Source organism: Citrobacter sp. CK195 (genome assembly GCF_030333365.1).
Taxonomy (GTDB): domain Bacteria; phylum Pseudomonadota; class Gammaproteobacteria; order Enterobacterales; family Enterobacteriaceae; genus Citrobacter_B; species Citrobacter_B koseri.
Window position 1 is genome coordinate 113,823 of the sequence record NZ_JAOWGB010000026.1, and the last position, 23,009, is coordinate 136,831.

Annotated in this window: 14 protein-coding genes; 9 read left to right on the top strand and 5 right to left on the bottom strand. The window is 56.7% G+C overall.

What is annotated here, in order from left to right; genetic code table 11:
• The first annotated feature begins 485 nt into the window (after window positions 1-485).
• Entirely contained in the window at window positions 486-2,069 is a 1,584-nt protein-coding gene (locus OGX93_RS18145) for a TerC family protein (RefSeq protein WP_058669389.1), read from the top strand.
• A 171-nt stretch (window positions 2,070-2,240) separates the two neighbouring features.
• On the opposite strand, the gene asmA is transcribed toward OGX93_RS18145, so the two are convergent.
• The 3 genes from asmA to udk form a co-directional block, all read right to left on the bottom strand.
• Complete coding sequence (gene asmA / locus OGX93_RS18150; RefSeq protein ID WP_286449166.1) at window positions 2,241-4,094, bottom strand: outer membrane assembly protein AsmA; 1,854 nt, start codon at window positions 4,092-4,094, stop codon at window positions 2,241-2,243.
• Window positions 4,095-4,115: 21 nt separating this feature from the next.
• Window positions 4,116-4,697 (bottom strand): dCTP deaminase, encoded by a 582-nt coding sequence (gene dcd / locus OGX93_RS18155; protein ID WP_012131692.1) that lies wholly within the window; start codon window positions 4,695-4,697, stop codon window positions 4,116-4,118.
• Window positions 4,698-4,788: 91 nt separating this feature from the next.
• Window positions 4,789-5,430, bottom strand: coding sequence for a uridine kinase (udk, locus tag OGX93_RS18160; protein WP_024130192.1), 642 nt, complete (start codon window positions 5,428-5,430; stop codon window positions 4,789-4,791).
• 327 nt (window positions 5,431-5,757) lie between these two features.
• Between udk and OGX93_RS18165 the strand changes: the two genes are divergently transcribed.
• Window positions 5,758-9,087 (top strand): diguanylate cyclase, encoded by a 3,330-nt coding sequence (locus OGX93_RS18165; protein ID WP_286449167.1) that lies wholly within the window; start codon window positions 5,758-5,760, stop codon window positions 9,085-9,087.
• Here OGX93_RS18165 and alkA read toward each other — a convergent pair.
• Entirely contained in the window at window positions 9,055-9,924 is an 870-nt protein-coding gene (gene alkA / locus OGX93_RS18170) for a DNA-3-methyladenine glycosylase 2 (RefSeq protein ID WP_114647335.1), read from the bottom strand. The genes OGX93_RS18165 and alkA overlap by 33 nt on opposite strands.
• A gap of 135 nt (window positions 9,925-10,059) precedes the next feature.
• Here alkA and yegD point away from each other — a divergent pair, with 135 nt between their 5' ends.
• Entirely contained in the window at window positions 10,060-11,412 is a 1,353-nt protein-coding gene (yegD, locus tag OGX93_RS18175; protein WP_286449168.1) for a molecular chaperone, read from the top strand.
• 99 nt (window positions 11,413-11,511) lie between these two features.
• Here yegD and OGX93_RS18180 read toward each other — a convergent pair whose 3' ends face one another.
• Entirely contained in the window at window positions 11,512-11,571 is a 60-nt protein-coding gene (locus OGX93_RS18180) for a type I toxin-antitoxin system Ibs family toxin (protein WP_075203763.1), read from the bottom strand.
• Window positions 11,572-11,851: 280 nt separating this feature from the next.
• Here OGX93_RS18180 and OGX93_RS18185 point away from each other — a divergent pair, with 280 nt between their 5' ends.
• From OGX93_RS18185 to baeR, 6 genes are read left to right on the top strand one after another with little or no spacing between them, the layout of a single operon-like run.
• The gene (locus tag OGX93_RS18185; protein WP_071258926.1) at window positions 11,852-13,099 is read left to right on the top strand and encodes an MdtA/MuxA family multidrug efflux RND transporter periplasmic adaptor subunit; all 1,248 of its coding nucleotides are present in this window, start codon (window positions 11,852-11,854) and stop codon (window positions 13,097-13,099) included.
• On the top strand, window positions 13,099-16,221 hold the full coding sequence (mdtB, locus tag OGX93_RS18190; RefSeq protein WP_012131683.1) for a multidrug efflux RND transporter permease subunit MdtB: 3,123 nt from the start codon (window positions 13,099-13,101) through the stop codon (window positions 16,219-16,221). Before OGX93_RS18185 ends, mdtB begins: the two co-directional genes overlap by 1 nt.
• Entirely contained in the window at window positions 16,222-19,308 is a 3,087-nt protein-coding gene (gene mdtC / locus OGX93_RS18195; RefSeq protein WP_012131682.1) for a multidrug efflux RND transporter permease subunit MdtC, read from the top strand.
• Entirely contained in the window at window positions 19,305-20,720 is a 1,416-nt protein-coding gene (locus OGX93_RS18200) for an MFS transporter (RefSeq protein ID WP_012131681.1), read from the top strand. The genes mdtC and OGX93_RS18200 overlap by 4 nt, the downstream gene beginning before the upstream one ends.
• On the top strand, window positions 20,717-22,120 hold the full coding sequence (gene baeS, locus OGX93_RS18205; protein WP_047462573.1) for an envelope stress sensor histidine kinase BaeS: 1,404 nt from the start codon (window positions 20,717-20,719) through the stop codon (window positions 22,118-22,120). The genes OGX93_RS18200 and baeS overlap by 4 nt, the downstream gene beginning before the upstream one ends.
• A complete protein-coding gene (gene baeR / locus OGX93_RS18210; RefSeq protein ID WP_012131679.1) occupies window positions 22,117-22,839 on the top strand; it encodes an envelope stress response regulator BaeR in 723 nt (240 codons plus the stop codon). Before baeS ends, baeR begins: the two co-directional genes overlap by 4 nt.
• The last annotated feature ends 170 nt before the right edge of the window (window positions 22,840-23,009 follow it).

Consider the following 23,009-nt stretch of genomic DNA (forward strand, 5'->3'; position numbering starts at 1 on the left):
CCAATACACTGATTAATTTAGGTTTTTATAATCCTCTTTATTTCCTCTTCTTCGCGACAGAGAAACATCACAGGAAATAAGAAAGTTACTCAGTAATGGCCTGCTTGACGGCGACAGGATATTTTTGTTGCCCACCATTAATGCTGCAAGAATTGTTGCAGTTAACGTAATAGCAGGCAAGGTAACAAGCCTGTACTTCACCCTTTTTAAGATTAATATTAAGCGTGGCGAAATTATAATTTTAGGATTTTATTGATGTTGACAAATTCTATATTTAACGCCCAACCTGCGATATTTCCGAAATATGTCCACATTAAAAAAACCGTACCATATGGAAACTTTATGGTTATTTTTCCGCCACGTTTTCAGCATAAAAGCCTGATATAAAAGAAAGAGAAATGACGTTATGTCATTGCATTTTGCGCCAGCTTTATCCATGATCGAATTGTGACAACTGTCATATAACGAAAGGTATTATTCTCACTATGGAATGGATTGCCGATCCATCAATCTGGGCCGGACTCGTCACGCTTATCGTCATCGAGTTAGTCCTCGGCATTGATAACCTGGTCTTTATTGCCATCCTCGCTGAAAAACTGCCGCCTGCGCAGCGCGATCGTGCGCGCATTACCGGGCTGCTGTTAGCGATGATCATGCGGCTGCTGTTGCTGGCGTCTATCTCGTGGCTGGTCACGCTGACGAAGCCTCTCTTCAGCATACGCGACCTGAGCTTCAGCGCCCGGGATCTGATTATGCTGTTTGGCGGTTTCTTCCTGCTCTTTAAAGCCACGATGGAGCTCAACGAGCGGCTGGAGGGGAAAGACAGCGATAACCCCACCCAACGCAAAGGGGCGAAATTCTGGGGCGTGGTGGCGCAAATTGTAGTGCTGGACGCCATCTTCTCCCTCGACTCGGTCATTACCGCCGTGGGGATGGTCGAACACCTTGCGGTGATGATGGCGGCGGTGATTATCGCCATCAGCCTGATGCTGCTGGCCAGTAAATCCCTGACCCGGTTTGTGAACAGCCACCCGACCATCGTGATCCTCTGCCTCAGCTTCCTGCTGATGATCGGCTTCAGCCTGGTGGCGGAAGGGTTTGGCTTCCATATTCCGAAAGGTTATCTGTACGCCGCGATCGGCTTCTCGGTGATGATTGAAGCGCTGAACCAACTGGCGATCTTCAACCGTCGTCGCTTCTTATCCGCCAACCATACGTTGCGCCAGCGCACCACCGAAGCGGTGATGCGTTTGCTCAGCGGGAAAAAGGAGGATGCCGAGCTGGATGCTGACACCTCCGCCATGCTGGCGGATCATGACGACAGCCAGATTTTCAACCCGCAAGAGCGGCAGATGATTGAACGGGTGCTGAACCTCAACCAGCGCACCGTCAGCAGTATCATGACCTCGCGCCATGATATTGAGCACATCGATCTCGACGCGCCTGAAGAGGAAATTCGCGCCCTGCTGGAAAAAAACCAGCATACGCGTCTGGTAGTGACCGGAGAGGACGAACAGGAAGAGTTGCTTGGCGTGGTGCATGTCATCGACCTGCTACAGCAATCGCTGCGCGGCGATCCGCTCGATCTGCGGGCGTTGATCCGTCAACCGCTGGTGTTTCCTGAAACGCTACCGCTGCTTCCGGCGCTGGAGCAGTTCCGTAACGCCCGTACGCATTTTGCTTTTGTCGTGGATGAGTTTGGTTCCGTTGAAGGGATCGTAACCCTGAGCGACGTCATGGAAACCATCGCCGGTAATCTGCCAAACGAAGTGGAAGAGATCGACGCCCGTCACGATATTCAGAAAAACCCGGACGGCTCCTGGACCGCCAACGGCCATATGCCGCTGGAAGATCTGGTGCAGTACGTTCCGCTGCCGCTGGATGAGAAACGCGAGTACCACACCATCGCGGGGTTGTTGATGGAATACCTGCAACGTGTGCCGAAAACCGGAGAAGAGGTTCAGGTGGGAGATTACCTGTTGAAAACCTTGCAGGTTGAGAGTCACCGCGTACAGAAAGTGCAGATTATTCCGTTACGTAGCGATGACGAGTTAGATTACGAGGTGTAAGGCTGAACGGCATGCCGGGTGGCGACTGACGCCTTACCCGGCCTACGGTTGTGTCGTTGTAGGCCTGATAAGCGCAGCGCCATCAGGCGTAGGGTGTTGCCGGATGGCGGCGTAAACGCCTTATCCGGCCTACACATGCTGTCTGTTTTCACAGCCGGCATTCAGATTCGCTTACAGCTTATCCAGCAGCTTCTTCACGTCTTTACCGTTGCGGCTCTCTTTATTACGATCCGCCCAGTCGCTCAGACGACGTTTTGCTTCATCCTGCAAATGCTTACGCAGAATCTGGTCAACCTGGAGATTGTAATTCAGCGCCTGCCACTTACCGTATACGCGCAGCGGAACCGGCGTCTCTTTCAGGAAATCAATCAGCTTGCTTTCACCTGTCCAGCCGCCCAGCACGCGCACGTTAAACTGCGTGTCGCAGGTCTGCTCAACAAGATTCAACGCGCCATTACCGGAAACCGCCAGTATTGCAGACTGCCCTTCCATGCTGCCCAGCGTGAGCTTACCGTTATCCAGCGTCAGGTCGGTGACAAAGCGATCCAGACGGGTCGCGTTATCAAAATTCTGCTGCGATTGCTGCACATCGCCACCGCTACGCGTTACCGCCTGCTGCACCAGTTGCTGGAAGTTCATCCCTTCCATACGCGTGTCGCGCATTTCAACATGCGCCTGCCCTTGCCAGCCATGACGAAACGCCTGGGCGTCAATATCCGCGCCTGAAAAATCACCCGCCAGCGACATTTTGCCGGTCAGCGCGATGGGATAGTCAAACGCGTTCAGAATCGTACCGATTTCCACATCCTCAAGGCGCGGCTGGAACACGGCGCGCGGATTTGCCGCTCTCGCGTCCAGCGTACCGGGCAGAGAAATCTCACCGCCGTCGAGTTTCCCCTGCAACTCAACGATATTCAGCAAACCGGCCTGATTCGTCATTTTCGCCGACACGTCGGTAAACACCATGCCACGCCACTGCGCGTTATCCGCCCGCAGAGAGAGGGCCGCAGAAAACCCTTTTAGCCCCTGATAAGCGGGTTCATCAACGCGGGACGCGATAACCGGCCGCGGCCGCGTCGACTGCTGCCCCGTTTGCGCCACGTTTTTGGATGTGCTTGCCACGTCATTTCGCGGAAGAAGGTTATCCAGATTCAGCTTGCCAAATTGCAGATCGATCGCCCATTCCGGCTCATCGCTCAGCGTCACCTGAGCCTGTCCGGTCAGGGTGCTGTCGTTGGCGGTTAAACTGAGCTGACTGAAAGAGAGCCTTTTTTGCCCTTCCTGCCACTGCGCCTGTAATTGCCCCTGGCCCTGAATACCCTGTTTCGGTAAATCGGCTCCCTGCAACTGCCAGTTGAGCTGCTCGATACCGGCCGTTAAGTTGTGCGGATAGTCAGACGCATCGACCGTTCCGTTGAAGGAGAGCGAGAGATCGCGCTGATCGCGGTTCACCCGCCCGGAAAAATCAAACGTCCCGCGATGCTGTTCATCCTGCTCCATTTGCAGGCGAATATCGCGAACCGTAATTTGCTCGTCGTCTTCATGCTGGAACACCAGCACGCTGTCAGCAACGCGTAAGCTGCTGATATCAAAAGACCAACCACGGTCTTCCGGGACATCCGGCAGCGTATTGTCTTTTGGCGCAACAGGCGCGTCTTCCCGGCGCGCCGCTTCCGTCTGCGGCGTCAACTGGATGACCGCGCCTTTGAGCATCACCTGTTCAACCTTCAACTGATGACTAAGAAGCGGCCACAGCGCAACGTCCAGACGCATATTGTCGGCCCGAACCAAGGGTTCGCTGGCGCCTTCCGCTGTCAACGCCATCCGTCCAGAAAGGATGCTGAGTTGAGGCCATACGTGCCAGCGCAGAGGGCCATCCAGTTGCAGTTGATATCCGCTACGCGCAGCGACCTGCTGCACCATATACGCGCGGAAATCATTCGGATTCACCAACATCACCAACGCCGAGAAACCGGCCACCAGCACGACCAGGAGAATCATCAGCGTCGTCAGAAATCGTCTCATGCTATCCTCAGTGGAGCAGACTCAGTCTTTGTCAATCCGGCTGGCAACAGCGCCTTGCTGATCGCGGTATTTCGCATCCTGGCGACGGTTATAAGGGCGTGCGGCAGGGCCGGAGAGCGGCTCAAAGCTCAGGGCGCCAATCAGCATTCCCGGACGCAGGGCCAGCGGTAATTTCCCGGAGTTGTAGAACTCCAGAACGATGCAACCGGACCAGCCGGGATCGATACGGTGCGCGGTAACGTGCACCATCAGCCCAAGACGCGCCAGCGAGGAACGGCCATCCAGCCACCCCACGAGATCCGGCGGCAGCGTGACGGACTCAAAGGTCACGGCCAGCGCCAGCTCGCCTGGATGAAGATAAAACGCGTCGCCTTCATCCAGCACGATTTCATCGCTCATCACGCGATCCAGCGCGGCGCTGACCTCATCCTTCGGGCCGCTTAAATCAATAAACGCAGCCGTGTGGCCACGAAATGTACGAAATTTATTGCCAAGGCGCACATCCACCGTCGCGCCATTAATACGCTCAACAGGAGGACGCGGGTTGATCGACAAGCGGCCTTCATCCAGCCAGGCTTCAATATCTCGGTCACACAAACGCATGGCACTTTCTCCTTTCGTGCATCAGGCCCTTAACGTTCAACGCGTCAAGGGCGAACCAGGTTATCACTGAACGGTACACAATTCGCTGGGCTTATTCAAAGAACTGACTGATTTTCGCTTTCAGAATATCAATCGCAATGCGGTTCTTACCGCCGCGCGGTACGATAATATCGGCGTATTGCTTGGAAGGTTCAATAAATTGCAGGAACATCGGGCGTACGGTTTTCTGGTACTGCGCCATCACCGAATCCATTGAACGCCCACGCTCGTTGACGTCGCGCTTAATACGGCGCATCAGGCAGATATCCAGCGGGGTATCGACAAAAATAGAGAAGTTCATCTCTTCACGCAAACGCGCGTCCGTCAGCAGCAAAATCCCTTCGAGAATAATGACTTTTTTGGGCTCGACGCGAACGGTTTCCTGCATGCGGGTATGTTCAACATAGCTGTATACGGGCAATTCAATCGCCGAACCGCGCTTGAGCGCTTGCAGATGCTGGAACAGCAAACTGTGATCCATCGCATTAGGATGGTCGTAGTTGGTTTTTACACGCTCTTCCATCGACAGATGGCTTTGATCTTTGTAATAGCTGTCTTCGGGAATAACGCCGATATGTTCATCACCCACTTGTTCACGCAATTCGCGATAAAGGGTACTGGCAATAAGACTCTTGCCGGAAGCCGATGCGCCAGCAATACCGATAATGACGCACTGATGAGACTGAACAGTCATAAATTTAGCGACCTGATTAACCTGGATGTTAGGGAGGGCGACGCCGAAGCGCCAAACGCGGCAATTATAGGGATTTCAGCGGCACGATACCAGTCGAGATAACAGAACGCTAAATTGCCGTCCATCTCTCCCTGTCGCAAATTAAAATGATTATTTTTAAAGCAGCTGCCGGATTTATTCGTTTATGCCGGAATTAATCCCCCGGAGATGTCAAATTATGAGCCGCTGACGTATAAATCGTAAATTGTTTGTACTAGCATGATCCTGAATGAAAACTGACGCGTCCGGGCCCTCCGCGACGGCAAGGGCTATTCGGATAACGTGGTAATGAGTAAACAAACCCAACATGTTTTAGTTACCTTGCCTCACCCTCTACTGCGTCTCGTCAGTTTAGGTCTGCTCACCTTTATCTTTACACTCTTCTCGCTGGAGTTGTCGCGTTTCGATACGCCGCTGGCGCCGCTGTGGTTCCCGACGTCAATCATGATGGTCGGTTTTTATCGCCACGCAGGACGGATGTGGCCGGGGATCGCACTGGTCTGTTCCCTCGGCAGCATAAGTGCGTCACTCGTTTTTTCTCCTGCCGGTTCGCTGAATTTTGGCTGGACGGCGATCAATATTATTGAAGCGGTGGTCGGCGCAATCCTGTTACGTAAGCTACTGCCCTGGTATAACCCCTTACAAAATTTGAATGACTGGCTCCGCCTGGCGACGGGCAGCGCGGTGATTCCACCGCTACTGGGAGGCGCGCTGCTCTGGCTGCTGATGCCCGAAGGGACGCCAGTAAAAACATTTTTGATTTGGATTCTGTCCGAGTCTATCGGCGCGCTGGCGCTGGTGCCATTAGGCTTGCTGTTTAAACCACGCTACCTGCTTCGCCATCGCGATCCCCGTTTACTGCTTGAAACGCTGCTTACGCTGACGATAACGCTGGGGCTAAGCTGGCTCTCTATGCTGTACGTTCCGTGGCCTTTCACCTGCATTATCGTTCTGCTGATGTGGAGCGCGATACGTCTGCCGCGTATGGAAGCGTTTCTGATCTTCCTTGCCACCGTCATGATGACGTCGCTGATGCTGGCATCCGACCCGGCGCTGCTGTCAACGCCCAAAACATACGCCATGATGAACGTTCCCTGGCTGCCGCTTTTAATGATCCTGCTGCCCGTCAACATCATGACAATGGTGATGTATGCGTTTCGGGCGGAACAAAAAAATATCACGGAAAGCGAATTACGCTTTCGTAACGCGATGGAATATTCCGCGATCGGCATGGCGTTAGTGGGCACCGAAGGCCAATGGCTACAGGCCAACAAGGCATTGTGTCAGTTTCTTGGTTACAGCCAGGATGAACTGCGCGCCCTCACCTTTCAACAGCTCACCTGGCCTGAGGATCTGCATAACGACCTTGAACAGCTGAATATGCTGGTGCGCGGCGATATCAACAGCTATTCCATGGAGAAACGCTATTACACCCGCGACGGCGATGTGGTCTGGGCATTACTGGCCGTTTCACTGGTTCGCCATAGCGACAACACCCCGCTCTATTTCATTGCGCAAATTGAAGATATCAACGACCTGAAACATACCGAACGGGTAAACAAGCGCTTGATGGAGCGGATTACGCTGGCGAACGAAGCGGGCGGTATCGGCATCTGGGAATGGGAACTGCGGCCTGACGTGATCAGCTGGGATAAGCGCATGTTTGAGCTGTATGAGGTTCCGCCGCATATCAAACCCACCTGGCAACTCTGGCACGACTGCCTGTTGCCGGAAGACCGCGCGCCGACGGAAAAGATCATCCGCGAGTCTCTGGCGGCACGTCTCCCCTTTAAGCTCGAATTCAGGATTGGCGTAAAAGATGGCATCCGGCATATCCGCGCCCTGGCGAACCGGGTGCTGGATAAAGACGGCGACGTGGAACGCCTGCTTGGCATCAACATGGACATGACCGAAGTCAAACAGCTTAACGAGGCGCTGTATCAGGAAAAAGAGCGCCTGCACATTACGCTGGATTCCATCGGGGAAGCGGTTGTCTGTATTGACGTCGATATGAACGTAACCTTTATGAACCCTGTCGCCGAAAAGATGAGCGGCTGGCAGCAGGAGCATGCGATCGGCATCCCGCTGCTGACGGTATTGCGCATCACTTTTGGCGATAACGGCCCGCTGATGGAAAATATCTATAGCGCGGATATGTCGCGTTCCGCCATTGAGCAGGATGTGGTGCTTCACTGTCGCAACGGCGGTCGCTACGACATTCATTACAGCATTACGCCGCTCAGTACGCTGGACGGCGGGAATATCGGCTCCGTACTAGTCATTCAGGACGTCACGGAATCGCGGAAAATGCTGCGCCAGCTCAGCTACAGCGCCTCTCATGACGCCCTCACCCACCTGGCTAACCGGGTCAGTTTTGAAGGCCATCTTAAAGAAATCCTGCTTACGGTACGCGATACGCGCCAGCATCATGCGCTGGTCTTTATTGATCTTGACCGCTTTAAAGCCGTTAACGACAGCGCCGGGCATGCCGCAGGCGATGCGCTGCTTCGCGAACTGGCCGCCTTAATGCTTAGTATGCTGCGTTCCAGCGATATGCTGGCCCGCCTGGGCGGGGACGAATTTGGCCTCCTGCTGCCGGATTGCAATATCGACAGCGCGCGCTTTATTTCTACGCGGATCGTCAACGCGATTAATGAATACCGCTTTACGTGGGAAGACCGCGAACACCCCATTGGCGCCAGCGCCGGGATCACGCTAATCAATAACGCCAATCGCCGGGCGGCAGACGTGATGTCCCAGGCGGATATCGCCTGCTATGCCTCTAAAAACAACGGTCGGGGACGTGTCACCGTGTACGAAGCGCAGCAGGAACAGGCGCACAGCGAGCGGGAAGTCACGTCTCAGGATGAACAATGGCACATAACCAAAGATAACCCTCTATTGATGATCGCCCGCGGGGTCGCGTCGCCGCGCATCCCTGAAACGTGCGGTTTTTGGCTGATCTCGCTGCGGCTGTGGACCAGCGACGGCGAAATCATGGAGGAGCAGGCATTCCGCGCAGGGTTAACCGATCCCGAACTCAGCCACGCTCTCGATCGTCGCGTGTTTCAGACATTTTTCCAGCACGCGGCATCCACCGTCGCCAGTAAGGGGGTGAGCATCGCCCTGCCGCTTTCCGCCGCCGGACTCAGCCGCGCAACATTCATTGATGAGCTGCTCGAACAGCTGGAGCGCAGCCCACTTCCGCCGCGCTTATTGCATCTGGTTATCCCGGCACATGTCCTGATGCAAGAGTCCGATAAGGCCATACCCGCGATACAGATACTGCGTCAGGCGGGCTGTCGCATTGTTCTCAGCCAGGTCAACCGTGACCTGGCGCTTTTCGATTGCTTAAGCGCCCACATGGCTGACTACCTGTTGCTTGATAGCGAACTCTGCGCCAGCCTTCACGGTAATTTAATGGATGAAATGCTGGTATCGATTATTCAGAGCCATGCGCAGCGGCTGGGCGTCAGAACCATTGCCGGCCCGGTACAAATGCCGCTGATCATGGATGCGCTTTCCGGTATTGGCATCGATCTGATTTACGGCGACGTCATTGCCGATGCCCAGCCGCTGGATCTGTTACTGAACACCAGTTATTTCGCCATCAACTGACGGCTGCCAGCCATCCGTATACCAGATATGCAGCAACGCGTAGGAGCGCCAGGGTTTCCAGCGCTCCGCATAACGGCGGATTTGCGCGGGCGTCATTCCCGAAAACCGCTGTTTAATCAGATAATCATCCGGCAAAAAGATATCTTTCGCCTGCCAGCCGCGCAGCGCGAAGTAGTTGGCCGTCCAGCGCCCAATCCCAGGAAAGGTTTGCAGGTTTTTCACCCCCAGCGCAATATCCGGCGGCGCGACCGTCTCTAACGTTCCATCCAGCGTCGCACGCGCTAGATGGATCAGCGCTTCCGCGCGTTTAAGCGGCATCCCCAGTGCTTTAAGCGCGAATGGGTCCGCCGCCGCCAGCGTTTGCGGCGTGGGGAAACAGACATACTCCGGCGCGTCGGCAAGCACATCGCCATAACGACGGGCGACTTTCGCCGTCAGCTTTGCCGCCATCGCCACGCTGACCAGTTGCCCGAGTATCGCCCTTACGCCCTGTTCGAAGGCATCCACCGAGCCGGGCAGGCGCAATCCCGGTCGCGCAGCCCCCAGACTGCCGAGCGCGTCGGCAATCTGATCGGGGTTACAGCGCAGATCGAACAGGCGTTCAATTTTTGCCAGACATTCTTCGGCGACGGGCAACAAGCCCGCGCTCAGGGTTACGCGCAGCGTATGCGTCTGGTGCTCCGGTACAACGGCGATCAGTCCCCGATGTTCTCCCGTCGCCAGACTGCGAACGTAACGCGCGGGCTCAACCGTTTCGACGCCGCTCACCGCACGCGCGGCGAGAAAACCCAACATCCAGGACCAGTCATAAGGCGGCTGCCAGCTTAGGATATACATTGCGACTCCTGTTTTTATTCTCCTTCAGCATAAACGCTATTCAAACGCCGCGCCTTGCTTTCATATTCCAGTTGTCGGGATTACAACATTTCGTTAAAGTCACGCCCCTTCTTCACTGGCATGGGGATTATTAAGGTGTTTATTGGTTTTGACTACGGCACGGCAAACTGTTCCGTTGCCGTCATGCGCGACGGGCAACCGCAGTTGCTAAAAATGGAAAATAACAGCACGCTGTTGCCCTCAATGCTTTGCGCCCCGACGCGTGAAGCCGTCAGCGAGTGGCTGTACCGCCATCACGCGGTTCCGGCGACGGATGACGAAACGCAGGCGCTGTTGCGGCGCGCAATGCGCTACAACCGTGAAGAAGATATTGAGGTCGGCGCAGGCAGCGTGCAGTTCGGGCTGGCTTCGCTGAGCCACTACATTGACGACCCGGAAGAGGTTTACTTCGTTAAATCGCCAAAATCCTTCCTCGGCGCTAACGGCCTAAAACCGCAGCAGGTTGCGCTGTTTGAGGATCTGGTTTGCGCGATGATGTTGCACATCCGTCATATGGCGCAAACGCAGTTGCCGGAAAGCATCACGCAGGCGGTGATCGGTCGACCAATTAACTTTCAGGGGCTGGGTGGCGATGAGGCCAACCGCCAGGCGCAAGGCATTCTGGAGCGCGCGGCAAAACGCGCCGGTTTTCAGGATGTCGTCTTCCAGTTTGAACCGGTTGCGGCGGGTCTGGATTATGAAGCCACGTTGCAGGAAGAGAAGCGCGTACTGGTGGTGGATATTGGCGGCGGGACGACCGACTGTTCATTGCTGCTGATGGGGCCGCAGTGGCATCAGCGCGCTGACCGCGCCTCCAGCCTGCTCGGGCACAGCGGCTGTCGCGTGGGCGGTAACGACCTGGACATCGCGCTGGCGTTTAAACACCTGATGCCGTTGCTGGGCATGGGCGGCGAAACCGAAAAAGGCATCGCATTGCCGGTTCTGCCGTGGTGGAACGCTGTCGCGACCAATGATGTTCCCGCACAGAGCGATTTCTACAGCAGCGCCAACGGTCGTCTGCTCAACGAGCTGGTTCGGGACGCCCGCGATGCGGATAAAGTCGCGCTGCTGCTTAAAGTCTGGCGTCAGCGCCTCAGCTATCGTCTGGTACGCAGCGCGGAGGAGAGCAAAATCGCCCTGTCCGGGCGGCCCGATATCCTCACCACGCTGCCGTTTATCAGCGATGAGCTGGCGACGTCTGTCAGTCAGCAGGGGCTGGAAGCCGCGCTGAGCCAGCCGCTGGCGCGTATTCTGGAGCAGGTACAGCTGGCGCTGGACAATGCGCAGGAAAAACCGGATGTCATCTATCTGACCGGCGGCAGCGCGCGCTCACCGCTGATCAAAAACGCGCTGGCGGAGCAGTTGCCGGGCATTCCGATTGCTGGCGGCGATGACTTCGGTTCCGTCACCGCCGGTCTTGCGCGCTGGGCGGACGTCGTATTTCGTTAACCGCCTCGCAAGCTGAGCGGCTTGCAGATTGACATTATTTTTGCTGTGGCTTATTTTCAGGAGTGAGGGTTAGGGAGGGTTTCCCCTCCCCCTGGTGTCTTAGTAAGTCTGAAAGCTAATCACTAAGAGTATCACCAGTATGATGACGCACTTCATCATAACCCTTTCCTTATTTTAGCCCCTTCCTCGGGAGGGGCTTTCCCGTTCCAGCGTCCTGCTGAAAGCTGTGGCTTACCTCCTTTTTTTGCCGTGCCGCCACTCTAACGTAAGAGTAAATATCCGTGTTTTTCATGGGTGATTGTTGCGTAACGCCTCGCAAAGGCCGACGTCATTCAGACGAATCCAGACAGTGTTTCATAATTCCTCCATTTTTCTCCCGTTATGGATGACTAAACTAGTATCATTCCGCGAAACGTTTCAGGATGAGAAACTTATAACGATGAAAGGCAGTAAAAAATCCCGCTGGGTGATAGCAATCGTGGTCGTTGTGGCGGCCATTGCCGTGTACGGGTTCTGGCATAGTCGCAGCGAAACCCAGGGGAATGCGCCGGGCGCTAACGAACATGCGCAACGTCAGGCTGGCGCAGGACGTCGCGGCATGCGTTCCGGCCCGCTGGCGCCGGTTCAGGCGGCGACCGCAACGGAACAAGCCGTACCACGCTATCTGACCGGGCTGGGCACGATCGCTGCCGCCAATACCGTCACGGTACGCAGCCGCGTGGATGGTCAACTGATGGCGCTGCACTTCCAGGAAGGACAACAGGTCAAAGCGGGCGATCTGCTGGCGGAAATCGATCCCAGCCAGTTTAAAGTCGCCTTAGCGCAAGCGCAGGGGCAGCTCGCGAAAGACAAAGCCACGCTGGCGAATGCCCGTCGCGATTTAGCACGCTATCAACAGCTGGTGAAAACCAACCTTGTCTCCCGCCAGGAGCTGGACGCGCAACAGGCGCTGGTCAGCGAAACAGAAGGCACCATTAAGGCCGATGAAGCCAGCGTCGCCAGCGCGCAGTTGCAGCTTGACTGGAGCCGCATCACCGCACCGGTAGAGGGTCGCGTGGGGTTAAAACAGGTGGATGTCGGTAATCAAATTTCCAGCGGCGATACCACAGGCATTGTCGTTATCACCCAGACACACCCAATCGATCTTATTTTTACCTTGCCGGAAAGCGATATCGCCACCGTCGTACAGGCGCAAAAAACGGGCAAAACATTAACCGTTGAAGCCTGGGATCGCACTAACTCACAGAAATTAAGCGACGGCGTACTGCTCAGCCTGGACAACCAAATCGACGCCACGACCGGCACCATCAAAATCAAAGCCCGTTTTAACAACCAGGATGACGCGCTGTTCCCTAACCAGTTTGTTAACGCCCGCATGCTGGTCGACACGCAGCAAAACGCGGTGGTGATACCGACAGCGGCCGTGCAAATGGGTAACGAAGGCCACTTTGTCTGGGTGTTAAATGATGAGAACAAAGTCAGCAAGCATCTGGTTAAACCGGGTATTCAGGACAGTCAGAACGTGGTAATCAGCGCCGGGCTGTCGGCAGGCGATCGCGTCGTGACGGACGGGATCGATCGTCTGACGGATGGGGCGAAAGTCGAAGTGGTGGAAGCGCAAGCGCCTGCGGCGAAAGAAGATAAAGCCACGAATCGGGAATACGGTAAGAAAGGAGTGCGCTCCTGATGCAGGTGTTACCTCCGAGCAGCACAGGCGGCCCGTCGCGCCTGTTTATTATGCGCCCTGTCGCGACCACGCTGCTGATGGTGGCGATTTTACTCGCCGGGATTATCGGTTACCGCTTCCTGCCCGTCGCCGCATTGCCGGAGGTGGACTACCCCACCATTCAGGTGGTAACGCTCTACCCCGGCGCCAGCCCGGATGTGATGACCTCCGCCGTCACCGCGCCGCTTGAACGCCAGTTCGGGCAAATGTCCGGCCTGAAACAGATGTCGTCACAAAGTTCCGGCGGCGCATCGGTTGTAACGTTGCAGTTCCAGCTGACTCTGCCGCTGGATGTCGCCGAGCAGGAAGTACAGGCCGCCATTAACGCGGCCACAAACCTGCTGCCGAGCGATCTGCCTAACCCGCCGGTATACAGCAAAGTTAACCCGGCAGATCCACCGATCATGACGCTGGCCGTCACCTCAACCGCTATGCCCATGACGCAGGTGGAAGACATGGTGGAAACCCGGGTGGCGCAGAAAATTTCCCAGGTATCCGGCGTAGGGCTGGTCACGCTGTCCGGCGGCCAACGCCCGGCCGTGCGTGTGAAGCTGAATGCGCAGGCGATTGCCGCGCTGGGGCTTACCAGCGAGACGGTTCGCGCTGCCATCACCAGCGCCAACGTCAACTCGGCGAAAGGGAGCCTTGATGGCCCAACTCGCGCGGTCACGCTCTCTGCTAACGATCAGATGCAGTCTGTCGATGAGTATCGCCAGTTAATCATCGCCTGGCAGAACGGCGCGCCGGTACGTCTGGGCGATGTGGCAACGGTCGAACAAGGCGCGGAAAACAGCTGGCTCGGCGCGTGGGCCAATAAAGAACAGGCCATTGTGATGAATGTGCAGCGCCAGCCTGGCGCCAACATTATCTCCACGGCGGACAGCATTCGTCAGATGCTGCCGCAGCTTACGGAAAGCCTGCCAAAATCGGTCAATGTCACCGTGCTGTCGGATCGCACCACCAACATTCGCGCTTCCGTTACCGACACCCAGTTCGAACTGATGCTGGCGATTGCGCTGGTGGTGATGATCATCTACCTGTTCCTGCGTAATGTCCCCGCCACAATCATTCCGGGCGTCGCCGTGCCGTTATCGCTGATCGGCACTTTTGCGGTAATGGTCTTTCTCGATTTCTCGATCAATAACCTGACGCTAATGGCGCTGACCATCGCCACCGGCTTCGTCGTGGACGACGCGATTGTGGTGATTGAGAACATTTCGCGTTACATCGAGAAAGGGGAAAAACCGCTGGCGGCGGCGCTCAAAGGCGCTGGCGAAATCGGCTTTACCATTATTTCATTAACCTTCTCGCTGATTGCGGTACTGATCCCGCTGTTATTTATGGGCGATATCGTCGGGCGTTTGTTCCGCGAATTTGCGGTCACGCTGGCGGTAGCGATCCTGATCTCCGCCGTCGTGTCGCTGACCCTGACGCCCATGATGTGCGCCCGGATGCTCAGTCAGGCGTCGCTGCGCAAGCAAAACCGCTTCTCCCGCGCGGCGGAAAAAATGTTTGATCGCGTCATTGAGAAATACGGTCAGTGGCTGGCAAAAGTGCTCAACCATCCGTGGCTGACGCTGAGCGTGGCGCTCGGCACCCTGCTTCTCAGCATCATGCTGTGGGTCTTTATCCCGAAAGGGTTCTTCCCGGTGCAGGATAACGGCATTATTCAGGGCACATTGCAGGCTCCGCAATCCAGCTCGTTCGCCAGCATGGCCCAGCGCCAGCGCCAGGTGTCTGATGTGATTTTAAAAGACCCGGCGGTGGAAAGCCTGACCGCCTTTGTCGGCGTTGATGGCACCAACCCGGCGCTGAACAGCGCGCGTCTGCAAATTAACCTTAAACCGCTGAATGAACGTGACGATCGGGTGCAGAAAGTCATCGCCCGCCTGCAACACGCCGTGGCGAAAGTGCCCGGCGTCGATCTCTACCTCCAGCCAACGCAGGATCTCACCATTGATACTCAGGTGAGCCGCACGCAGTACCAGTTTACGCTACAGGCCACCTCACTGGATGCGCTCAGCACCTGGGTGCCGCAGCTGATGGAAAAACTCCAGCAGCTTCCGCAGCTTTCTGACGTCAGCAGCGACTGGCAGGACAAAGGTCTGGTGGCGTATGTGAACGTTGACCGCGACAGCGCCAGCCGTCTTGGCATCAGCATGGCGGATGTCGATAACGCCCTGTATAACGCCTTTGGCCAGCGCCTGATTTCGACCATCTACACCCAGGCGAATCAATATCGCGTCGTGCTGGAACATAACACCGACACCACGCCGGGGCTGGCGGCAATGGACACCATCCGTCTGACCAGCAGCGACGGCGGGATTGTGCCGCTTAGCGCCATCGCCAAAATCGAGCAGCGTTTCGCGCCGCTTTCCATTAATCACCTGGATCAGTTCCCGGTAACGACCTTCTCGTTTAACGTGCCGGATAATTATTCGCTCGGCGATGCGGTACAGGCCATTCTGGACACGGAGAAAACGGTCAACCTGCCAGTCGATATCACCACCCAGTTCCAGGGCAGCACACTGGCCTTCCAGGCCGCGCTCGGCAGCACCGTCTGGCTGATCGTGGCGGCAGTGGTGGCGATGTATATCGTGCTTGGCGTGCTGTACGAAAGCTTTATCCACCCAATCACGATCCTCTCCACCCTGCCGACGGCGGGCGTCGGGGCGCTGCTGGCGCTCATGATTGCCGGTAGTGAACTGGACGTGATTGCCATCATCGGGATCATTTTGTTGATCGGTATTGTGAAGAAGAACGCCATCATGATGATCGACTTCGCCCTGGCCGCCGAGCGCGAGCAGGGAATGGCGCCGCGTGATGCGATTTTCCAGGCCTGTCTGCTGCGTTTTCGCCCGATTCTGATGACCACGCTGGCGGCACTGTTAGGCGCGCTGCCATTGATGTTAAGTACCGGCACAGGCGCGGAATTACGCCGCCCGTTAGGGATTGGCATGGTAGGCGGCCTGCTGGTCAGCCAGGTCTTAACCCTGTTCACCACGCCCGTCATCTATCTGCTGTTTGACCGCCTGTCGCTGTATGTGAAAAGCCGCTTCCCCCGCCAGGAAGAGGAGGCGTAAATGAAATTTTTCGCCCTTTTCATTTACCGCCCGGTGGCGACCATTTTAATCTCCATCGCCATTACGCTCTGCGGCGTGCTGGGTTTCCGGTTATTGCCGGTCGCCCCGCTGCCGCAGGTGGATTTTCCGGTCATTATGGTGAGCGCATCGCTTCCGGGCGCTTCGCCGGAAACCATGGCGTCGTCGGTCGCCACGCCGCTGGAGCGTTCACTCGGACGCATCGCGGGAGTCAGTGAGATGACCTCCAGCAGCTCGCTGGGCAGCACGCGAATTATTCTTCAGTTTAACTTTGACCGTGATATCAACGGCGCGGCGCGTGACGTGCAGGCGGCAATTAATGCCGCACAGAGTCTGCTGCCCAGCGGGATGCCCAGCCGCCCGACCTACCGTAAAGCCAACCCGTCCGACGCGCCGATTATGATTCTGACGCTCACATCGGACACCTGGTCGCAGGGAGAGCTGTATGACTTCGCCTCAACGCAACTGGCGCAGACAATCGCGCAGATTGACGGCGTCGGCGATGTGGATGTCGGCGGCAGTTCGCTGCCCGCCGTGCGCGTGGGGCTTAACCCGCAGGCGTTGTTTAATCAGGGCGTATCGCTGGATGACGTGCGCAGCGCCATCAGCAATGCCAACGTGCGTAAGCCACAGGGCGCGATCGACGACAAGACTCATCGCTGGCAGGTTCAGACAAATGATGAACTGAAAACGGCGACGGAATACCAGCCGTTGATTATCCACTACAACAACGGCGCCGCCGTGCGTCTGGGCGATGTCGCCACGGTAACTGACTCGGTGCAGGATGTGCGTAACGCCGGGATGACCAACGCCAAACCGGCGATTTTGCTGATGATTCGCAAGCTGCCGGAAGCCAATATCATCCAGACGGTAGACAGCATTCGCGAGAAGCTCCCGGAATTACAAACGCTGATTCCCGCCTCAATTGACCTGCAAATCGCTCAGGATCGTTCCCCGACGATTCGCGCCTCGCTGGAGGAAGTGGAGCAGACGCTGGTTATTTCCGTCGCGCTGGTCATTCTGGTGGTCTTTTTATTTCTGCGCTCCGGGCGCGCAACGTTGATTCCTGCCGTTGCGGTTCCCGTGTCGCTGATTGGCACCTTCGCCGCAATGTACCTGTGCGGTTTTAGCCTGAACAACCTGTCGCTGATGGCGCTGACTATCGCCACCGGGTTTGTCGTCGATGACGCCATTGTGGTGCTGGAAAATATCTCCCGCCATCTTGAAGCCGGCATGAAGCCCTTGCAGGCGGCGCTTCAGGGAACGCGTGAAGTTGGCTTTACGGTGCTCTCCATGAGCCTCTCCCTGGTGGCGGTATTCCTGCCGCTCTTGCTGATGGGGGGATTGCCCGGAAGATTATTACGCGAGTTTGCCGTCACCCTTTCGGTGGCGATCGGCATCTCGCTGCTCGTCTCGCTCACGCTAACCCCCATGATGTGCGGCTGGATGCTGAAGTCCAGCAAGCCTCGCGAGCAGACGCGAAGCCGCGGCTTTGGCCGTCTGCTGACTGGCCTGCAACAGGGGTACGGCACATCGCTGAAATGGGTGCTAAACCATACGCGGCTGGTGGGCGTCGTCTTGTTGGGCACCATTGCGCTGAATATCTGGCTCTATATTTCCATCCCCAAAACCTTCTTCCCCGAACAGGATACAGGCGTACTGATGGGCGGCATTCAGGCTGACCAGAGTATTTCGTTTCAGGCGATGCGCGGCAAACTTCAGGACTTTATGAAGATCATTCGCGACGATCCGGCGGTCGACAACGTGACCGGCTTCACCGGCGGTTCGCGGGTCAACAGCGGGATGATGTTTATTACGCTGAAATCACGCGGCGAGCGCCATGAAACGGCGCAGCAGGTTATCGACCGGCTGCGGGTCGCGCTGGCAAAAGAGCCGGGCGCAAACCTGTTTCTGATGGCGGTGCAGGATATCCGCGTCGGCGGGCGGCAGGCTAACGCCAGCTACCAGTATGCCCTGCTGTCTGATGATTTAAGCGCGCTGCGGGAATGGGAGCCGAAAATCCGTAAAGCGCTGGCGGCGCTCCCCCAACTGGCGGACGTTAACTCCGACCAGCAAGATAACGGCGCGGAGATGAACCTGATTTACGACCGCGAAACCATGTCCCGGCTGGGGATCGACGTGCAGGCCGCCAACAGTCTGCTGAATAATGCCTTCGGTCAACGGCAAATTTCCACCATCTATCAGCCGATGAACCAGTATAAGGTTGTGATGGAGGTTGACTCACGCTATACCCAGGACATCAGCGCGCTGGAGAAGATGTTCGTCATTAACAGCGACGGGAAGGCGATTCCGCTCTCTTATTTTGCAAAATGGCAGCCCGCCAATGCGCCGCTGTCAGTGAATCACCAGGGGTTGTCCGCCGCCTCGACTATCGCGTTTAACCTGCCTACGGGCACGTCGCTGTCCGAAGCGACGGAAGCCATCAACCGGGCGATGACACAGCTTGGCGTACCGTCAACGGTGCGCGGCAGTTTCGCCGGCACGGCACAGGTTTTCCAGGAGACGATGAATTCGCAGGTGATTCTGATCCTGGCGGCGATCGCGACGGTCTATATTGTGTTGGGGATATTGTATGAAAGTTATGTTCATCCGCTGACCATCCTCTCTACCCTCCCCTCCGCAGGCGTGGGGGCGCTACTGGCGCTGGAGCTGTTCAATGCCCCGTTCAGCCTAATCGCGCTCATCGGGATCATGCTATTAATTGGCATTGTGAAGAAAAACGCCATCATGATGGTCGATTTTGCGCTTGAGGCGCAGAGAAACGGCAACCTGACGCCGGAACAGGCGATTTTCCAGGCCTGCCTGCTGCGTTTTCGCCCAATCATGATGACCACGCTGGCGGCGCTGTTTGGCGCGCTGCCGCTGGTTATCTCCGGGGGCGATGGTTCAGAGTTACGTCAACCATTAGGGATTACGATCGTGGGCGGACTGGTGATGAGCCAGCTGCTGACGCTCTATACCACCCCGGTGGTCTATCTCTTTTTCGACCGTCTGCGGCTGCGTTTTTCACGTAATAATAGCCAACCGGAATCCATAACAGAGCCATGACAGAACTTCCTGACAGCACACGCTGGCAACTCTGGATTGTGGCATTCGGCTTTTTTATGCAATCGCTGGATACCACAATCGTCAACACCGCGCTTCCCTCTATGGCGCTCAGTCTGGGGGAAAGCCCGCTGCATATGCACATGGTCGTGGTTTCCTATGTACTGACCGTGGCGGTAATGCTGCCTGCCAGCGGCTGGCTGGCGGATAAAGTCGGCGTGCGTAATATCTTCTTTACCGCCATTGTGCTGTTTACGTTGGGATCGCTATTTTGCGCCTGGTCCAGCACGCTGAATGAACTGGTGCTGGCGCGCGTTTTACAGGGCGTGGGCGGCGCCATGATGGTGCCGGTCGGCAGACTGACGGTCATGAAGATCGTTCCGCGCGAACAATATATGGCGGCGATGACCTTCGTCACGCTGCCCGGTCAGGTCGGGCCGCTGCTCGGCCCGGCGCTGGGCGGCATTCTGGTCGAGTACGCCTCCTGGCACTGGATTTTCCTGATTAACATTCCGGTCGGCATTGTCGGGGCGATTGCGACGCTCATGCTGATGCCGAACTACACCATGCAAACCCGGCGCTTCGATCTTTCAGGGTTCCTCCTGCTGGCCGTCGGCATGGCGGTACTGACGATGGCGCTGGACGGCAGCAAAGGCACGGGGCTCTCGCCTCTCTCACTGGGCGCACTGGTGTTGTGCGGCATCCTGGCGATTGCGCTCTACCTGAAACACGCCAAAAACAATCCGCGCGCGCTGTTTAGTCTGGCGCTGTTTCGCACCCACACCTTCTCGCTGGGCCTGTCTGGTAGCTTCGCCGGGCGCGTCGGGAGCGGCATGCTGCCCTTCATGACGCCGGTCTTTTTGCAGATTGGTCTGGGGTTCTCGCCGTTTCATGCCGGGTTGATGATGATCCCGATGGTACTCGGCAGCATGGGAATGAAACGTATCGTCGTACAGGTGGTAAACCGCTTTGGCTATCGTCGCGTACTGGTCGCCACCACCCTCGGTCTGTCGCTGGTCAGCCTGCTGTTTATGAGCGTTGCGATGCTTGGCTGGTATTACGCCCTGCCCTTTGTGCTGTTCCTGCAAGGCATGGTCAACTCCACCCGTTTTTCATCCATGAACACCTTAACGCTCAAAGATCTGCCCGATGAACTCGCCAGCAGCGGCAACAGCTTGCTGTCCATGATCATGCAGCTGTCGATGAGTATTGGCGTGACCATCGCCGGGCTGCTGCTGGGCATGTTTGGTCAACAACATATCGCGGCCGACAGCGGCGCGAGCCACACGGTGTTTATGTATACCTGGCTGTGCATGGCCCTGATTATCGCGCTGCCCGCACTCATCTTCGCCCGGGTGCCGAACGACACGCATAAAAACGCCGTCATTTCACGACGCAAAAGGAGCACGCAATGAAGTTCTGGCGGCCCGGTATTACCGGCAAATTGTTTCTGGCGATTTTCGCCACCTGCATTGTCTTGCTGATCAGCATGCACTGGGCCGTACGCATCAGCTTTGAGCGTGGGTTTATCGACTACATCAAACATGGCAACGAACAGCGGTTGCAGATGCTCGGCGACGCGCTGGGCGAGCAGTACTCGCTGCACGGCAACTGGCGTTTTTTACGCAATAACGATCGCTTCGTTTTCCAGATCCTGCGCTCTTTTGAGCATGACAACGACGATAACAAACCCGGCCCCGGGATGCCGCCGCATGGCTGGCGAACCCAATTTTGGGTCGTCGATCAACACGCCAATGTGCTGGTCGGCCCGCGAGCGCCAGTCCCGCGAGACGGCACCCGCCGGGCTATTCACGTAAACGGTGTGGAGGTTGGCGCGGTGATTGCCTCTCCCGTTGAGCGACTGACGCGCAATACCGATATTAATTTTGATAAGCAACAGCGCCGTACCAGCTGGCTGATCGTGGCGTTGTCGACTCTGCTGGCGGCGCTGGCGACGTTTCCGCTGGCGCGCGGGTTGCTGGCGCCCGTTAAGCGGCTGGTGGAAGGCACGCACAAACTGGCCGCAGGCGACTTCACGACGCGCGTAACGCCGACCAGCGCGGATGAACTGGGTAAACTGGCGCAGGATTTTAACCAGCTCGCCAGCACGCTGGAAAAAAATCAGCAAATGCGCCGCGATTTTATGGCGGATATCTCCCACGAACTGCGCACGCCGCTGGCGGTATTGCGCGGTGAGCTGGAGGCTATCCAGGACGGAGTCCGCCAGTTTACGCCCGAATCGGTGGCCTCGCTCCAGGCTGAAGTCGGCACGCTCACCAAGCTGGTTGACGATCTGCATCAGCTTTCTATGTCCGATGAAGGCGCGCTGGCGTACCAGAAAACATCGGTGGACCTGATTCCCCTGCTGGAGGTGGCGGGCGGCGCGTTTCGCGAGCGCTTCGCCAGCCGTGGGCTGACGTTACACTTTTCCCTTCCTGACAGCGTGATGGTATTCGGCGATCCGGATCGTCTGATGCAGTTATTCAATAATCTGCTGGAAAATAGTCTGCGCTACACCGACAGCGGCGGCAGCCTGCACATTTCCGCCGAGCAGCGCGACAACATGCTGCTGTTAACGTTCGCCGATTCCGCGCCCGGCGTTCGCGATGAGCAGTTACAAAAACTGTTTGAACGTTTCTACCGCACAGAAGGCTCCCGCAACCGCGCCAGCGGCGGGTCCGGTCTGGGACTGGCGATTTGCGACAATATCGTACAAGCGCATAATGGTCGTATCCGGGCGTCCCATTCGCCTTTTGGCGGGCTTAGCATTACAGTAGAGTTACCGCTGGAACGCGATTTACAGAGAGATGTATGACTGAGTTACCCATTGATGAAAACACGCCGCGTATTTTAATCGTGGAAGATGAACCCAAGCTGGGACAACTGCTGATCGACTATCTGCGCGCCGCAAGCTATGCCCCCACGCTAATCAGTCATGGCGATCAGGTATTGCAGTATGTGCATCAAACGCCGCCAGACCTGATCCTGCTGGACTTAATGCTGCCAGGTACGGACGGCCTGACGCTGTGCCGGGAAATTCGCCGTTTTTCTGACGTGCCCATCGTGATGGTCACGGCAAAGATTGAAGAGATCGACCGCCTGCTTGGGCTGGAGATTGGCGCCGATGATTACATCTGCAAACCTTACAGCCCCCGTGAGGTGGTCGCCCGCGTGAAAACGATTTTGCGCCGCTGCAAGCCGCAGCGTGAGCTGCAACAGCTGGACGCGCAAAGCCCGCTGATTGTTGATGAAGGCCGTTTTCAGGCATCCTGGCGCGGCAAGATGCTCGACCTGACCCCCGCAGAGTTTCGCCTGTTGAAAACGCTGTCTCACGAGCCGGGGAAAGTTTTCTCCCGCGAGCAACTGCTTAATCATCTCTACGATGATTATCGCGTGGTGACGGACCGCACCATTGACAGCCACATCAAAAACCTGCGCCGCAAGCTGGAATCACTGGATGCCGAACAGTCGTTCATCCGTGCGGTATACGGCGTCGGGTATCGCTGGGAAGCGGATACCTGCCGGATTGCATAAGTCACGCCTGCAATAGCCGGATGACGCTCCGCTGATCCGGCCGACAAATAAGAGTGTTGTCGGCCAGAGAAGGCGCTACGCCGCCATCCGGCGTTTTTCTTTACCTGCCTCCCCCACAGCGCTACAATGCCCGCCCTTAACGTAGGGGCACTCCCCCTAACCGCCTCATT

What these genes read in the sequence shown, in the direction of transcription:
- alkA (WP_114647335.1), bottom strand. Translation starts at nt 9,924, where the DNA reads ATGTATATCCTAAGCTGGCAGCCGCCTTATGACTGGTCCTGGATGTTG.
- udk (WP_024130192.1), bottom strand. Translation starts at nt 5,430, where the DNA reads ATGACTGTTCAGTCTCATCAGTGCGTCATTATCGGTATTGCTGGCGCA.
- OGX93_RS18145 (WP_058669389.1), top strand. Translation starts at nt 486, where the DNA reads ATGGAATGGATTGCCGATCCATCAATCTGGGCCGGACTCGTCACGCTT.
- mdtC (WP_012131682.1), top strand. Translation starts at nt 16,222, where the DNA reads ATGAAATTTTTCGCCCTTTTCATTTACCGCCCGGTGGCGACCATTTTA.
- mdtB (WP_012131683.1), top strand. Translation starts at nt 13,099, where the DNA reads ATGCAGGTGTTACCTCCGAGCAGCACAGGCGGCCCGTCGCGCCTGTTT.
- baeS (WP_047462573.1), top strand. Translation starts at nt 20,717, where the DNA reads ATGAAGTTCTGGCGGCCCGGTATTACCGGCAAATTGTTTCTGGCGATT.
- OGX93_RS18165 (WP_286449167.1), top strand. Translation starts at nt 5,758, where the DNA reads ATGAGTAAACAAACCCAACATGTTTTAGTTACCTTGCCTCACCCTCTA.
- OGX93_RS18185 (WP_071258926.1), top strand. Translation starts at nt 11,852, where the DNA reads ATGAAAGGCAGTAAAAAATCCCGCTGGGTGATAGCAATCGTGGTCGTT.
- OGX93_RS18200 (WP_012131681.1), top strand. Translation starts at nt 19,305, where the DNA reads ATGACAGAACTTCCTGACAGCACACGCTGGCAACTCTGGATTGTGGCA.
- baeR (WP_012131679.1), top strand. Translation starts at nt 22,117, where the DNA reads ATGACTGAGTTACCCATTGATGAAAACACGCCGCGTATTTTAATCGTG.
- dcd (WP_012131692.1), bottom strand. Translation starts at nt 4,697, where the DNA reads ATGCGTTTGTGTGACCGAGATATTGAAGCCTGGCTGGATGAAGGCCGC.
- asmA (WP_286449166.1), bottom strand. Translation starts at nt 4,094, where the DNA reads ATGAGACGATTTCTGACGACGCTGATGATTCTCCTGGTCGTGCTGGTG.